The 12,662-nt window shown below is 37.3% G+C and carries 13 protein-coding genes and 1 tRNA gene; 6 read left to right on the top strand and 8 right to left on the bottom strand.

The window, feature by feature from the left end:
• Nucleotides 1–298 precede the first annotated feature (298 nt).
• A complete protein-coding gene (locus ACQ5J2_RS07570; protein WP_432673114.1) occupies nt 299–1,858 on the top strand; it encodes an NAD(P)/FAD-dependent oxidoreductase in 1,560 nt (519 codons plus the stop codon).
• Between the two features lie 2 nt (nt 1,859–1,860).
• On the opposite strand, the gene ACQ5J2_RS07575 is transcribed toward ACQ5J2_RS07570, so the two are convergent.
• A complete protein-coding gene (locus tag ACQ5J2_RS07575; protein WP_432673115.1) occupies nt 1,861–3,255 on the bottom strand; it encodes a hypothetical protein in 1,395 nt (464 codons plus the stop codon).
• Between the two features lie 142 nt (nt 3,256–3,397).
• Between ACQ5J2_RS07575 and idi the strand changes: the two genes are divergently transcribed.
• From idi to ACQ5J2_RS07600, 5 genes are all read left to right on the top strand, one after another.
• The gene (gene idi, locus ACQ5J2_RS07580; protein ID WP_432673116.1) at nt 3,398–3,925 is read left to right on the top strand and encodes an isopentenyl-diphosphate Delta-isomerase; all 528 of its coding nucleotides are present in this window, start codon (nt 3,398–3,400) and stop codon (nt 3,923–3,925) included.
• Between the two features lie 11 nt (nt 3,926–3,936).
• On the top strand, nt 3,937–4,347 hold the full coding sequence (locus ACQ5J2_RS07585; protein ID WP_432673118.1) for a 6-pyruvoyl trahydropterin synthase family protein: 411 nt from the start codon (nt 3,937–3,939) through the stop codon (nt 4,345–4,347).
• A gap of 16 nt (nt 4,348–4,363) precedes the next feature.
• Nucleotides 4,364–5,332, top strand: coding sequence for a type I phosphomannose isomerase catalytic subunit (locus tag ACQ5J2_RS07590; protein ID WP_432673120.1), 969 nt, complete (start codon nt 4,364–4,366; stop codon nt 5,330–5,332).
• Nucleotides 5,333–5,388: 56 nt separating this feature from the next.
• Entirely contained in the window at nt 5,389–5,655 is a 267-nt protein-coding gene (locus ACQ5J2_RS07595; RefSeq protein WP_432673122.1) for a hypothetical protein, read from the top strand.
• Nucleotides 5,656–5,733: 78 nt separating this feature from the next.
• Nucleotides 5,734–5,807 (top strand) — tRNA-Thr (locus ACQ5J2_RS07600).
• A 118-nt stretch (nt 5,808–5,925) separates the two neighbouring features.
• On the opposite strand, the gene ACQ5J2_RS07605 is transcribed toward ACQ5J2_RS07600, so the two are convergent.
• The 7 genes from ACQ5J2_RS07605 to ACQ5J2_RS07635 form a co-directional block, all read right to left on the bottom strand.
• The gene (locus ACQ5J2_RS07605; protein WP_432673123.1) at nt 5,926–6,627 is read right to left on the bottom strand and encodes a DUF4369 domain-containing protein; all 702 of its coding nucleotides are present in this window, start codon (nt 6,625–6,627) and stop codon (nt 5,926–5,928) included.
• Between the two features lie 88 nt (nt 6,628–6,715).
• Nucleotides 6,716–8,542 carry a peptidase M61 gene (locus ACQ5J2_RS07610; protein ID WP_432673124.1) on the bottom strand — a complete coding sequence of 609 codons (1,827 nt, stop codon included), beginning with the start codon at nt 8,540–8,542 and terminating at the stop codon, nt 6,716–6,718.
• Nucleotides 8,543–8,647: 105 nt separating this feature from the next.
• Nucleotides 8,648–10,036, bottom strand: coding sequence for an alpha/beta hydrolase family protein (locus tag ACQ5J2_RS07615; RefSeq protein ID WP_432673125.1), 1,389 nt, complete (start codon nt 10,034–10,036; stop codon nt 8,648–8,650).
• Nucleotides 10,037–10,043: 7 nt separating this feature from the next.
• The gene (locus ACQ5J2_RS07620; RefSeq protein WP_432673127.1) at nt 10,044–10,634 is read right to left on the bottom strand and encodes a hypothetical protein; all 591 of its coding nucleotides are present in this window, start codon (nt 10,632–10,634) and stop codon (nt 10,044–10,046) included.
• Nucleotides 10,631–10,915 (bottom strand): DUF2089 family protein, encoded by a 285-nt coding sequence (locus ACQ5J2_RS07625; protein ID WP_432673129.1) that lies wholly within the window; start codon nt 10,913–10,915, stop codon nt 10,631–10,633. Before ACQ5J2_RS07625 ends, ACQ5J2_RS07620 begins: the two co-directional genes overlap by 4 nt.
• 534 nt (nt 10,916–11,449) lie before the next feature.
• On the bottom strand, nt 11,450–11,728 hold the full coding sequence (locus ACQ5J2_RS07630; RefSeq protein WP_432673130.1) for a DUF2805 domain-containing protein: 279 nt from the start codon (nt 11,726–11,728) through the stop codon (nt 11,450–11,452).
• A 120-nt stretch (nt 11,729–11,848) separates the two neighbouring features.
• On the bottom strand, nt 11,849–12,658 hold the full coding sequence (locus tag ACQ5J2_RS07635) for a sterol desaturase family protein (RefSeq protein ID WP_432673131.1): 810 nt from the start codon (nt 12,656–12,658) through the stop codon (nt 11,849–11,851).
• Nucleotides 12,659–12,662: the final 4 nt, after the last annotated feature.

Consider the following 12,662-nt stretch of genomic DNA (forward strand, 5'->3'; position numbering starts at 1 on the left):
CCTTTTTTTTGTCATAGTAATTAAATGCTCCTCGTTGAAGTACTACGAAACCCTCCCGACAACTGCAAGAGATAATTGAAGCGCTACGAAACCTTCCCGCCAACTGCAAGAGACATTTGAAGCACTACGAAACCTTCCCGACAACTGCAAGAGACAATTGAAGCGCTACGAAACCTTCCCGACAACTGCAAGAGACTTTTGAAGCGCTACGACGACCCCCTTCAACTTATAGGTCGTTGAAGTACTTCAACGGGGAGGCTTTTAAATTAAAAACGTTATTTTTGCAAAAAAAACATCCATGTCTAAAGAACTCTTGCTTCAAGTTGCACCAGAAATTGCAGTCAATAATCAGTTGCTTAAAGAACATATTGCAAAACTGGAACGCATCAGTTCAGCCGAAATTCAACACATTACTATCTTGAAGCGTTCGATAGATGCCCGTCAGAAATCGATTAAGATTAATTTAAAAGTGGTGTTGTTTTTTCAAGGCGAAGCTATTGGTGAAAAGCAAATTGAGTTGCCTGAGTACAAAGACGTGTCCCAAGCACAAGAAGTTCTTGTAGTTGGAGCAGGACCTGCCGGACTTTTTGCAGCGCTGCAATTAATTGAATTGGGCTTAAAGCCAATTGTTCTCGAAAGAGGAAAAAACGTTCAAGAACGCCGACGGGATTTAAAAGCCATCAATATTGACCACATCGTCAACGAAGATTCCAATTACTGTTATGGCGAAGGTGGTGCAGGAACCTATTCAGACGGAAAATTATACACCCGTTCTAAAAAGCGGGGAGATGTGGATAGAATTCTGGAATTATTTGTCGCTTTTGGCGCTTCAGCCGATATTTTAGTCGAAGCACATCCGCACATTGGAACCAATAAATTGCCTAAAATTATTCAAGCCATTCGTGAAAAAATCATCGAGTTTGGCGGACAAGTTTTGTTTAATACCAAAGTGGTCGATTTTCTTGTAAAAAACAATGCCATTGAAGGCGTTGTCACGCAAAATGGCGATAAGATTCTAGCCTCTAATTTGATTTTGGCCACCGGTCATTCCGCTCGTGATATTTATGAATTGTTGCATCAAAAAGAAATATTTATCGAAGCCAAGCCTTTCGCAATAGGCGTTCGGGCCGAACATCCCCAAGAGTTGATTGATAAAATCCAGTACAGTTGTGATTTTCGAGGCGAATTTCTTCCACCAGCACCCTATTCAATAGTAAAACAAATAAACGGTCGCGGCATGTACTCCTTTTGCATGTGTCCTGGTGGCGTGATTGCACCTTGCGCGACAAGTCCGGGCGAAGTAGTAACGAACGGTTGGTCGCCCTCTAAGCGAGACCAAGCTACCGCCAATTCAGGAATTGTGGTCGAATTGCGTTTAGAAGATTTCAAACCGTTTGCCAAATTCGGACCTCTTGCAGGAATGGAATTCCAAAAAAGCATCGAGCAACAAGCATGGCGTGTAGCAGGGGAGACTCAGAAAGTGCCTGCCCAACGGATGGTTGATTTTACACAAAGCAAAGTTTCGTCGTCCATCCCTAAAACATCGTATGTTCCTGGTACTACTTCGGTAGAATTGGGGCGCGTTTTTCCCGGATTTATTACGCAAACTTTAAGAGAAGGTTTTGTTGAATTTGGTAAATCCATGAAAGGTTATTTCACAAACGAAGCCATCCTTCACGCTCCTGAATCCCGAACTTCATCGCCTGTTCGAATTCCTCGTGATGCCATTTCGTACCAACACCTTCACATCAAAGGATTGTATCCGTGTGCAGAAGGAGCGGGGTATGCTGGCGGAATTATTTCTGCAGCCATTGATGGGGAGAAATGTGCATTGAAAATAGCGGAAACACTACTGTAGGCCTACAATTTCCTTTTTAATTTTAGAATCAGTATGATAAATAACAACAGGATTCCTACGCCAATGATGAGGTAGCCAGCGTATTTTAGAGAAGTTTCATCGTGAAATATAATGTCGTTGTTCTTTACAATATAGGTTATAGAATTATTAAAAACGGTGTTGTCGTACTCTTTTTTATTTGAAAATTTATCATAGTAAATAGTGATTTCGTCGTTGATTTGTAATGCATCGGTCTGGTCTAAAACCGGACAGAAATCACCACGTTCCTTTCCAATAAATAGCTTGAAAACTGTAGGGTCGTTGTCAAGTTGCAGAAACAGGGTCGCCCTGTTTTTGTATTTCTCAAAATGAGTATCGATATAAGTGATCGTACCTTTTTTGAAATCATAAGATTCCTTGTCTTTTAAGCTTTGCGACCAAGTATACGTTCCAAAAATAATTATGATTAACGGAGCTATAAACACAAACCACTTTGCGTTTTTATCAGTAGAACTGCTTATGGAAGGTTTTTTAGAAAGTGTGTACGATGAATTTTCAGTAGTCGTCTTTTTGATTCTTTGCTTGTAAATTTTTAACGCATGTTCAATCTCATCAGCCGTTTTGTTTACCTCCTTTACGTTAAATTTCTGCACCTCGTTTCCATTCTCAACTCCAGAACGCTCGTTATAAACAATCACGAGTTCCGCAATTCTTTCCTGATTAGAGCCTAGTTTGTTTTCAATAGCAATTTCGTCGATAGCTTTCCATTGTTGGAAACCCAACTTTTTTGTCCAAACTCCTGCATTAGATAAATTAACAATTTGCTTTGGACTGATAAATTGCATCAGAAAATAAAGTGCTGCAATAAGTAGAGCACCACTCATTCCGTAATCAGTTAAAGGATATACAGACGTTTCAGAAAGAAGCCGTGATAAAGGTTGGTAGGTTAACGCGCCACATACTAAGCTGTAAATTATATTGTTTTTTTTAGAACTTTCAATTTTAAAAGTATGATGAATTGATGCATCATCTACAAATTCATAAGTCGTTTGGTTTAACTCAATTCTTTTGGAAATAATTTCATAAACTTTTTCCTTATCTGCTTTAGTTCCAATAGACCACTTATCAGGATAGGGGGAACCATCAATTATTCGACTATTTTTTGCACGTTCGATAAGTTCTAGTAAGTCGTCAACTCTTTCAAACGCATCTATTTTCCATTTCAAAATCAAGTAGGAACGAACCAAGATAACAAGTATAACAGACAGTATAAATGCGAAAGCCATCCAGGCTATTGCAAACTGGAATTTGATAATAATGGATAAACATAAGCCCCAAAAAGCAATCATCACCCAACCGATAATCCGTATTGCCTTTTGAATTTTGTCAATTGCCTTTGAAACCGTAATAATTTGCATGCTTTAAATTTGGAGCCAAAAGTAAGTTTTTTTTAATCGCAATGAATTTCAATTATGCAACATTCGTTAAATATTTCACAATCGCCTAAAACCCTATTTAGCTCATAAGTTTTTCGTATTTTTGAAAATTATTGAACAAAATATGACCGAAGAACTAGTTATTTTAGTGAACGAACAAGACGAACCTATTGGCTTGATGCCAAAATTGGAAGCGCATGAAAAAGCGGTACTGCACCGTGCGTTTTCTGTTTTTATTTTGAATGACAAAAAGGAAATTATGTTGCAGCAAAGAGCGTCTCATAAATACCATTCCCCTTTGCTTTGGACCAATACCTGTTGCAGTCACCAGCGAGAAGGCGAAACCAATATTCAAGCAGGAACCAGACGATTGCAAGAAGAAATGGGTTTTACAGCGGAACTAAAGGAATTGTTTCACTTTATTTACAAAGCACCTTTTGACAACGGCTTGACCGAACACGAACTCGACCACGTTATGATAGGTTACTATAATGACGAGCCACAAGTAAATTCAGAAGAAGTGCAAAACTGGAAATGGATGACTATTGAAGCCGTTCAGGCCGATATGCAAGAGAACCCAGGAATATACACGGTTTGGTTTAAGATTATTTTCGACAAGTTTTACCATTATATTGAAGAACACACGCTATAAATAGTACGGTTATGAGAGTTACAGTTTCCAGAAAAGCACATTTTAATGCCGCACATCGTTTGCACCGTCCGGATTGGTCGTTCGAGAAGAATGAAACCATCTTTGGAAAATGCAACAACCCCAATTTCCACGGACACAATTACGACATGATTGTTAGTGTCACGGGTGAAATTGACCCAGAAACAGGTTTTGTAATGGACCTTAAAGTGCTTTCAGATTTAATTAAAGAAGAAATCGAAGATGCTTTTGACCATAAAAACCTAAATGCAGACGTTCCTGAGTTCAAGAACCTAAACCCTACAGCTGAAAATATTGTAGTGGTCATCTGGGATAAACTTCGGGCTAAAATTACTGAATCGCATGATTTAGAAGTTGTCTTGTATGAAACACCTCGAAACTTTGTTACTTATAAAGGAGTATAACCTTAAAACTTTACAAATGGACAAACACTTATATCCGTTGCAGTTTAATGCAATTTTGAAAGAGCGTATTTGGGGCGGTGAAAAACTCAAAACCCAATTCAACAAACATAGTACATCAGAAACCACTGGTGAAAGCTGGGAAATTTCTGCAGTAGAAGGCGATGTAAGTATTGTTTCTGATGGCGCTTTCAAAGGGAAAAAACTTACAGAGCTAATTGAATCGTGGCCTAATGAAATTTTAGGAACTACCGTATATGAGCGTTTCGGTACTAAATTCCCTTTGTTATTAAAGTTTTTAGATGCAAAAGAAGATTTGTCTATTCAGGTTCATCCCAATGATGAGTTGGCAAAAGTGCGTCACAATTCTTTTGGTAAAACGGAGATGTGGTATGTGATGCAAGCTGATAAAGCAGCCAGAATCATTGTAGGTTTTAAGGAGAACTCCAATAAAGAGGAGTATATAAGCCACCTTGAGAAAAACAATTTAATTTCGATTTTAAATGAAATTGAAGTTAAAGAAGGCGATGTCTTTTTTCTAGAAACAGGCACAGTCCATGCAATTGGAAAGGGAATAGTAATTGCCGAAATTCAGCAAACCTCCGATATTACGTACCGTTTGTATGATTTTGATAGGGTAGATGCTGATGGTAATAAACGCGAGCTGCATATTGATTTGGCATTAGAAGCAATCAATTACCAAGAAATTGAAACACAGAAAATATACTTCAAAGAAAACAATCAATCGAATGAAGTGGTCGCTTGCACTTACTTTACAACCAACTTCATCCCTTTGAGCGGTACTATGGTAGTAAGTAAAAACGGCGAATCATTTACCGTTTATATGTGTGTGGAAGGAAGTTTCAATTTAGAAATTGACGGAAATAAATATTCGTTTCAAAAAGGAGAAACGGTTTTAATTCCGGCGGCCTTACATAAATACGTTTTAAGGGGAACGGCTTCAATTTTAGAAATTTATATTTCATAGTCAATAATAGGAAGATTATGTGTACTTTTGCAATCGGAAATTAAAATAAAAATAAAATGGCTAACGTTAAGAATTTAAAGAAAGACATCAACTACGTAATTGGAGATATTATTGAAGCAATTTACTTGTACGAAATGTCAACAACAGGAAAACCAAGTGCTGAAAGTGATGCATTAATCGAAGAAGCTATCGCCTCTTTTGATGTTTTAATCGCAAAAGTAAACGCTAAAAACGTTGAAAATAAAAAAGCACATTTCACTCAAATCAACAAAGATTTGGAAGAAGTTGCAAATCAATTAGTTGGTAAAATCAACGCTTTGTAAGAAAAAAAAGTGCGAAAAAAGTTGAATTTTTATTTGTAAATCTAAAATTCAGTCTTATATTTGCACCCGTAATGAGACGCCAGCGTAGCTCAGTTGGCTAGAGCAGCTGATTTGTAATCAGCAGGTCGTGGGTTCGAGTCCCTCCGCCGGCTCAATACAGAAACCATAACATTTAGTTGTTATGGTTTTTTTTTGTGCCAAATAGTTTGAAAAAAAAGAGCAGACCTTTTGAAAAGTCTGCTCTTTTTATAATTGAAAAGGAGGTGTGATTTATTTCTGCTCTTTCATGTATTCTGTCAAAAGCTTCCCGTACTTTGATTCGGCAACCTTAGGTGAAATAGATTTTTGAATGGTATCTAAATAAACGCGATTTGCATTCGCTAATTCCGACAAAGCAACATAAGGTGCCACTTCGTAATCTTTATTCGTTATAGCAAAATTAATGGCATACAAATATTTTCGCGTAAGCCGCTGGCTGTATTTTTTATCAATACTATCTACATCTTTAAGACGATTGAAACGTACGGCGTCAAATCGTTCTTTTGATATTTCAAGAAGCTCTCGATTGTACTTCGTGTTTACTTTTTGAAACTGCTCATATAATTTGTGATTCTTGCTTCCTGATATCTTCGCTTGCGCAAAAAAGTAATTCAAATCTGTATCAACGTTTATTGTACCAGGCTCAGCAAAAACAGGCAATTTGTTGTCTATCGAATTGGTTACGCCACGGTCTAATACTAAATAGACCAATTCAGGTGAATCCAAATCAAGGTCAAACTTAAATTTTGAATCACCGTCTATTTTTAAACTATCAATAGAAACAAGAACGGTATCGTTCATCTTTTGCAAATACAAGGTTCCATTAGACAATCCCTTGACAGCTCCAGTAATATGTGTGTTTGCGTCTGACTTTTTTTCGGAACAACTTGCTATGAAAAGTGCCGTAGTTAGTGCAAGAAAAATGTTTTTCATTTGGTTTTTATTTTTTGGCAAAATAATAAAAAAATCCCCAAACAATAGGCTTATTTTGGGATTATATTTTATAGTACTTTCTTTTGAATTATCCTTTTAACCAAGCATCTTTCAATTGAATTTTGGAGCTTTCACTAAATTGAAATCCCGGAATCATTTCTTTAGGCAAAATGGTTTTACCGCTAAACTTCTTTTCAGCACCATTTCTTTTAATAACAAAACTTACCTCTTCATTTTCTTTCAATGACATACTCCACATGATTAAATCATTGATGTTATCTAAATTATACGCTTTCCCGTCCACAGAAACCAAAACATCGCCACTTTCTACCCCAATGTTTTTAAGAAACGGATGCAATGGAGCGTGCTCAATAAAACTAATTTCCTTCGTATTTGGGTCGACAGTCAATAAAGGGGCTTGCTCCTTAATGAATAAATTTCCATCTGTAGCAACCATTGTTTTCGTAACACCCATTTTAGCAAAATAATCGTTGTAAGCTATTGGCGAAGGACCGCTAACATGTTTTTTCAAGAATGCCCCAACTTCTGGATATGTCAAAGCGGTTATTTTATCAAAAAGTGCCGCGTCATCAAATGCTTTTTCAGTACCATATTCTTTAGATAGTTTTTTCATCAAATCTAAAATACCTCTAGCACCGTTACTTTTCTCACGAATTTCAATATCAAGACACATCGCAATCAACGCTCCTTTTTCGTAAACATTGAGGTATTCATCTTTATAAGGTTTCACCAATACATTCGAACTCATCTTAGTGAAAGGCAAAAAATCATTCATTGTCGATGAATTTGCAATTTTCCCCGACATCCGTTTGTAAAAATCATCTTCGGTAATCAGCCCTTGATTGACTTGAAATAAATTCGCAAAATATTCGGTTACGCCTTCATACATCCATAAATGTTCCGACATTTTAGGGTTGTTGTAATCAAAATTCTGAATCTCTTTTGAGTGAATACTTAAAGGAGTAACTATGTGAAAAAATTCATGCGAAACCACATCTTTCAGTTGTTCTGCCAATTCTTCCTTTGACATCGCCTCGGGCATTACCACCGTTGTTGCCGTAGGATGCTCTAAAGCGCCGTAACCTTCTGCATCTGGTTTGGAATTGTCCGCCAAATAAAGCAGCACCGCATATTTTTTAGTAGCATTAAAGTCGCCTAAGAAGTTTTTTTGTGCCGTCATCATCTGCTTCATTTCTGGCGTAATGCTTTCTGCCGTAACCAATCCATTTGGCGAATACACAGCAATCAAAATCTCCATTCCCTGAACATTAAATGTCGTATAATCGGGTTTGGCATACATAATTGGGTTTTCTACCAATGTAGCGTACCGACTCGCAGCAAACACATCTTTGGTTTTGGATGCATTCAAATCTTCCAAAGCAGTCGCTCCCCAAAGTTGCTCAGGATGAAGAATCGTCAATTCATACGGATTATTAGCAAAGCCTTCAAAATACCCCACAAACGCATGCGTGTTAATCATGAAATTCTTTCCGGCTTCAATATTACTTCCTGCCGGCGAAAATATCTCGTGGGTATTTTCAATATCATACGTGTCATTTACCTGATACGTTATGGTTTTTGCCTTGTTAGAAGCTTCAATCATCCACGAATTTGTACTTATTTTGGTCACTTTTAAGGCATTTCCTTTGGCATCAAAAGCTTTAAATTCCTCAATGTAGGTTCCATAATCGTCTTCGGAATAGGTTCCAGGAATTATTTTAGGAAAACTGTAGAGTAGGGAAGTTGCTTTGCTAGAAGGTACTTCCACTGATACTGTAACTTGGTCGTTGCTGATTTTATTCAAATCCATCAACACTTTGATTTTAGATTGTGACCAACCCATTGTGGTAATAAGTACGACTAATAACGAAAGGACTTTATTATTGATAATCATGTTTTAAAGAGATAAGTTATGGCAGTTAGACGTCCACTACCTTAATTTGTTACTCCACTAAATAAAAAAAGGAGGAAATTTTAATTCCTCCTTAATCAATGTATGCTATTTCGTCTTTTCTCCAATCCAATCCGCCACTATTTTCAACACCTCTGGTGAGAATGTTTCTTCTAGTTGCCCATATTCAGGCACATCACAAGTAGTACAATGCTGAAACAGGTGATTCAAATTAGGAATAATCTGCACCTTTACATTTTTATTTCCACCTTCTTTCAAGGCAGCTGCAATGGCTTCCGTATTCAGTTTTGCGGTTACTTGAATGTCTTTTTCACCGTTCAAAACCAGTACGGGACATTTCACTTTCGTCAAATTTTCCCTAGGGTTATACCCAATAAAATAGCGCAACCACGGCGTTGCAATTCCTTCAACTTGCTGGCGAATCGATGCGTTTGCTTCTGCTTTTGAAGGTCTGTTTTCTTCCGGAATCTTAGCCACTTCTGCTTCAAAGTAAATGGTCAAATTTTGCTCAACGGCGGCTAAATCACTTCCCGCTTTCACAATATCATAAATCTCCTGGTTGCTTATTTTCGCTTCGGCGAGTTGCTCTTCCGTCATTCCTCTTAATTTTGCAACTTCATAATTTTGGTCTACCAAGAGGACATCTCCAGCCACACCCGTTCCCGCTAATAAAACAATAAAAGCAATATTTTTATCCGTTGCAGCAAGCATTGGAGCAATCATTCCCCCTTCAGAATGTCCGATAACACCTATTTTCTTCTTGTTAATTTCTTTGCGAGTCTTCAGGTATTCAATCGCCGCTCGAGCGTCATTTGCAAAATCTGCCGATGTAGATAATCTCGGGTCACCCTTTGATTCTCCCACGCCACGGTCGTCGTAACGCAAAACAGCAATGCCATTTCGGGTCAAATAATCGGCAAGAACCAAGAAAGGTTTGTGCCCCAAAAGCTCAGAATCTCTGTTTTGTTGTCCGCTTCCCGAAATCAAAATCACAGCAGGAAACGAACCTTCTTTTTTAGGCAGCGAAAGGGTTCCTGCTAGCGAAATATTTTCTTTTGTGTTCGTAAATTGCACGTCCTCGGTATAATAAGGATACGGTTTCACAGGATTTTGCGGTTTGTTAATTACTACCACACCTCTTTTGAAATTCATGGGTGATGAAAAGCTGCCTTGTTCAAAAGTACCGTTCAATTCGTTTTCAGAAACCCATTCGCCACTGTATTTTATAGCGGCAGCGTTCACTTTTACAGTCAATTTTTTATCGATAAAGGTCACTTCATCCACCGGAATTCCTTTCACACCCTGCTTCGGGCTGTCCATCGTAGCGTCATATCCTGCCGCAGTTTTAGTAAAGTTAAAAACCAGCGGAAGCTCCGTGCCTTGTACCGTCAATGTGCCTGTCCATCCTCCTGTAAGGTCTTGGGCAAACGAAACATAAGCGACTAAAACGAGTATTATTGTTAAAAATTTTTTCATAATGGGTTTAGTTTATCAAGTAAAAAATTAATTTAGAAATCACTTCTGCACCTATAAGGCTTACGCCAAAAAGCACCACTTCAACAGCACCTTTAGCATTCGTCGCCACCTTATATCCTTGGTAAAGCAGGTAAATAAACCAAGAAAGAAATACAATGGATACGCCTGCAAATAATACTAAAGTCAGCATTTGTATCGTGTCAAATTGAGGTGCCATTCCCGGTTGTACAGTAGCAAATTGCTGCATCAGTTTCTCGCTTTCATTCAAAATGGTATTGTTCCAATTAAAAAAGGGTAGCAAATAATAAGGGAGTCGGGCAATTAAACTGGCCGAAAAAACATCAATAAATCGTGTTTTGTTATTTCTAAATTTTCCCAATGTGAATAGCGCTACCGAAAGCACAACAATATTCACCGCATTATCCATCAGCGTGTCCATGAAAAAGGTTGGCATCGAAAAATGCAAATCAATCACACCGTCAAAGCGTGCATTGAAATAAGCTCCGGTCATACTTAACAGTATAGTTGCTGCAATACCGAATAAAATAAGAGACCGCTCTGAAAATTGTTCAAACGGATTGAATAAGATTTTTTTCATAATGTTGGTTTTGGTTGTAGGTTCTTAATTTGTTCAATTATATCATCGAGTTTATTTCGAACGGTGGGGTAGCTTTTCCCCATTTGATTTGCCATCTCCTTTAAACTTCCGCTAGAAAGGAAAAAATCGAGTATAAATTGCTGTTCTTCTTCGGGAATTTGCAACAGCAAAGGCAAAATATAAGCGCCAGAAACCTTCGTTTTACATTCCGGACAACTGAGTTCCGTAACAGAAAGCTGACTTTCACAACTTGGACAATTTATTGGAAGTTTGGGTTTCATATTGAAGCTTTTTTAAATTTTATTAAACAAAGTTAATAATAATTTCAATATAGTTTAAGTATTTTTAAATAAAATTTTAAAATGGCTTATGGGTACGATTTAAATAAAAATAGATTTCACAGCATTCGGCCGTTGTATTGGGGGAGTGGTTAGTTCTTTTTTCTAATATTCATTCAAGGAAAAAAGCAAGTTAGCACTTAAAATAAAGCTAAAAACATTAAAGTAGATTCGAAGAGCCTCTTTTACATCCTTTATAAAGTTTTTCAGAAGCGTGGCTACATGAGATTAGGACTCTGGTACATGTACAGGAACCCGAAAAACACGTCCAAAAAGCTATTTCAAAGGCGGAAGAAAATTTTATGATTTACAAATACTCAAAATATTGTTTGTGATTAGTGGTATGGAATCGAGCGGTGAAATAGGGGTTGTTGTATGTTAATTTGTGTAGATAAATTTTAATATACCCAAGTATTCATAAAAATACCCCCAATAAGTTTGTCACTTTTTGGGGGTAGCTTATCAACAGTAGCACTGTTAGTCAAATTTATTTTTTATGTAGTACTTACCATCTAAGTCTTCGTCGAAGTCGTCCACCTTTTGTTGTTTGGGTTTTGGTTTTTCAGAAGTTGCTTTCTTTTTCCAAAGCTCAAACTTATCAGGCTTTAATCTTTTTTTCATGATTTCGATGATTTCTTTCTCAGCAAAGCCAAATTCTTTTTTAATAATTGCAAAAGGATTTCGTTCTTCTAAAGCTAGAGTAACCAACTTTTCATTCTGTTCCCAAGTTAATTCGGTATTTTTATTCTTTTTCATTAGGTGAAAATTAATTCAGATAATTTTAGGGGGGTTAAATAATGATTCAATATTAAGAAAAAAATTAAAATAATTGAGCAGTAAGTGCGCTTTTTTTTCAAAAAATATTCAGAAGTGTGTTTATTTCCTTTCAAAAGGAATTTTCAGCATCTTTTTTATAGTACTGTGGTGTTCAATATTTTGGTGTGTATCAATCCCGTAGACGATATCCGCATTGGATAATGTCGAAAAAGTACCAAAAAGGCGGTCCCAAATAGAAAAAATATTTCCATAATTCGTATCCGTGTAAGGCAAAACATAATGGTGGTGTACTTTATGCATGTCGGGCGACACTATAAAATAACTTATGAACGTATCTAGCTTTTTAGGCAACTGTATATTAGCATGATTGAATTGAGAGAACACAACCGATAACGACTGGTACAGAAACACGAGCCACATGGGAGCTCCAGTAATTAAAACGGCAAGAATGGTGCAGATAAACCGAATGATACTTTCTCCGGGATGATGCCTGTTGGCGGTTGTCGTATCCACATGCGGATCAGTGTGGTGGATGAGGTGAAAACGCCACAACACCGGAATGCGGTGCTGAACCCAATGGGCAAAATAAGCCCCAATTAAGTCTAAAAGCAACAGTCCTAGAAAAGCATAAAGCCCAATAGGTAGCTCTGGCAGTTGATTGAGAACTCCCCAATTGTTTTCAAAAGCATAATCAGCAGTTAAAAGTAAGGCGGTTGCTAAAGTGAAATTGACAAGGATAGTAGTCAACGTAAAAAATATATTAATTCCCGCATGGTTCCACTTTTTGTAGCCAAATAGATGAAGAGGCGATATGTTTTCAATTATCCAAAATAGTGCAATTCCTCCCGCTAAAATTAAGCCGCGGTGTAACGAGGAAATGGTTGAAAAATAATTGATGACTGTTTCCATACGT

It is taken from the genome of Flavobacterium sp. SM2513 (genome assembly GCF_050908145.1).
In the GTDB taxonomy this organism is placed as follows: Bacteria; Bacteroidota; Bacteroidia; order Flavobacteriales; family Flavobacteriaceae; genus Flavobacterium.

What these genes read in the sequence shown, in the direction of transcription:
- ACQ5J2_RS07570 (WP_432673114.1), top strand. Translation starts at nt 299, where the DNA reads ATGTCTAAAGAACTCTTGCTTCAAGTTGCACCAGAAATTGCAGTCAAT.
- ACQ5J2_RS07575 (WP_432673115.1), bottom strand. Translation starts at nt 3,255, where the DNA reads ATGCAAATTATTACGGTTTCAAAGGCAATTGACAAAATTCAAAAGGCA.
- idi (WP_432673116.1), top strand. Translation starts at nt 3,398, where the DNA reads ATGACCGAAGAACTAGTTATTTTAGTGAACGAACAAGACGAACCTATT.
- ACQ5J2_RS07585 (WP_432673118.1), top strand. Translation starts at nt 3,937, where the DNA reads ATGAGAGTTACAGTTTCCAGAAAAGCACATTTTAATGCCGCACATCGT.
- ACQ5J2_RS07590 (WP_432673120.1), top strand. Translation starts at nt 4,364, where the DNA reads ATGGACAAACACTTATATCCGTTGCAGTTTAATGCAATTTTGAAAGAG.
- ACQ5J2_RS07595 (WP_432673122.1), top strand. Translation starts at nt 5,389, where the DNA reads ATGGCTAACGTTAAGAATTTAAAGAAAGACATCAACTACGTAATTGGA.
- ACQ5J2_RS07605 (WP_432673123.1), bottom strand. Translation starts at nt 6,627, where the DNA reads ATGAAAAACATTTTTCTTGCACTAACTACGGCACTTTTCATAGCAAGT.
- ACQ5J2_RS07610 (WP_432673124.1), bottom strand. Translation starts at nt 8,542, where the DNA reads ATGATTATCAATAATAAAGTCCTTTCGTTATTAGTCGTACTTATTACC.
- ACQ5J2_RS07615 (WP_432673125.1), bottom strand. Translation starts at nt 10,036, where the DNA reads ATGAAAAAATTTTTAACAATAATACTCGTTTTAGTCGCTTATGTTTCG.
- ACQ5J2_RS07620 (WP_432673127.1), bottom strand. Translation starts at nt 10,634, where the DNA reads ATGAAAAAAATCTTATTCAATCCGTTTGAACAATTTTCAGAGCGGTCT.
- ACQ5J2_RS07625 (WP_432673129.1), bottom strand. Translation starts at nt 10,915, where the DNA reads ATGAAACCCAAACTTCCAATAAATTGTCCAAGTTGTGAAAGTCAGCTT.
- ACQ5J2_RS07630 (WP_432673130.1), bottom strand. Translation starts at nt 11,728, where the DNA reads ATGAAAAAGAATAAAAATACCGAATTAACTTGGGAACAGAATGAAAAG.
- ACQ5J2_RS07635 (WP_432673131.1), bottom strand. Translation starts at nt 12,658, where the DNA reads ATGGAAACAGTCATCAATTATTTTTCAACCATTTCCTCGTTACACCGC.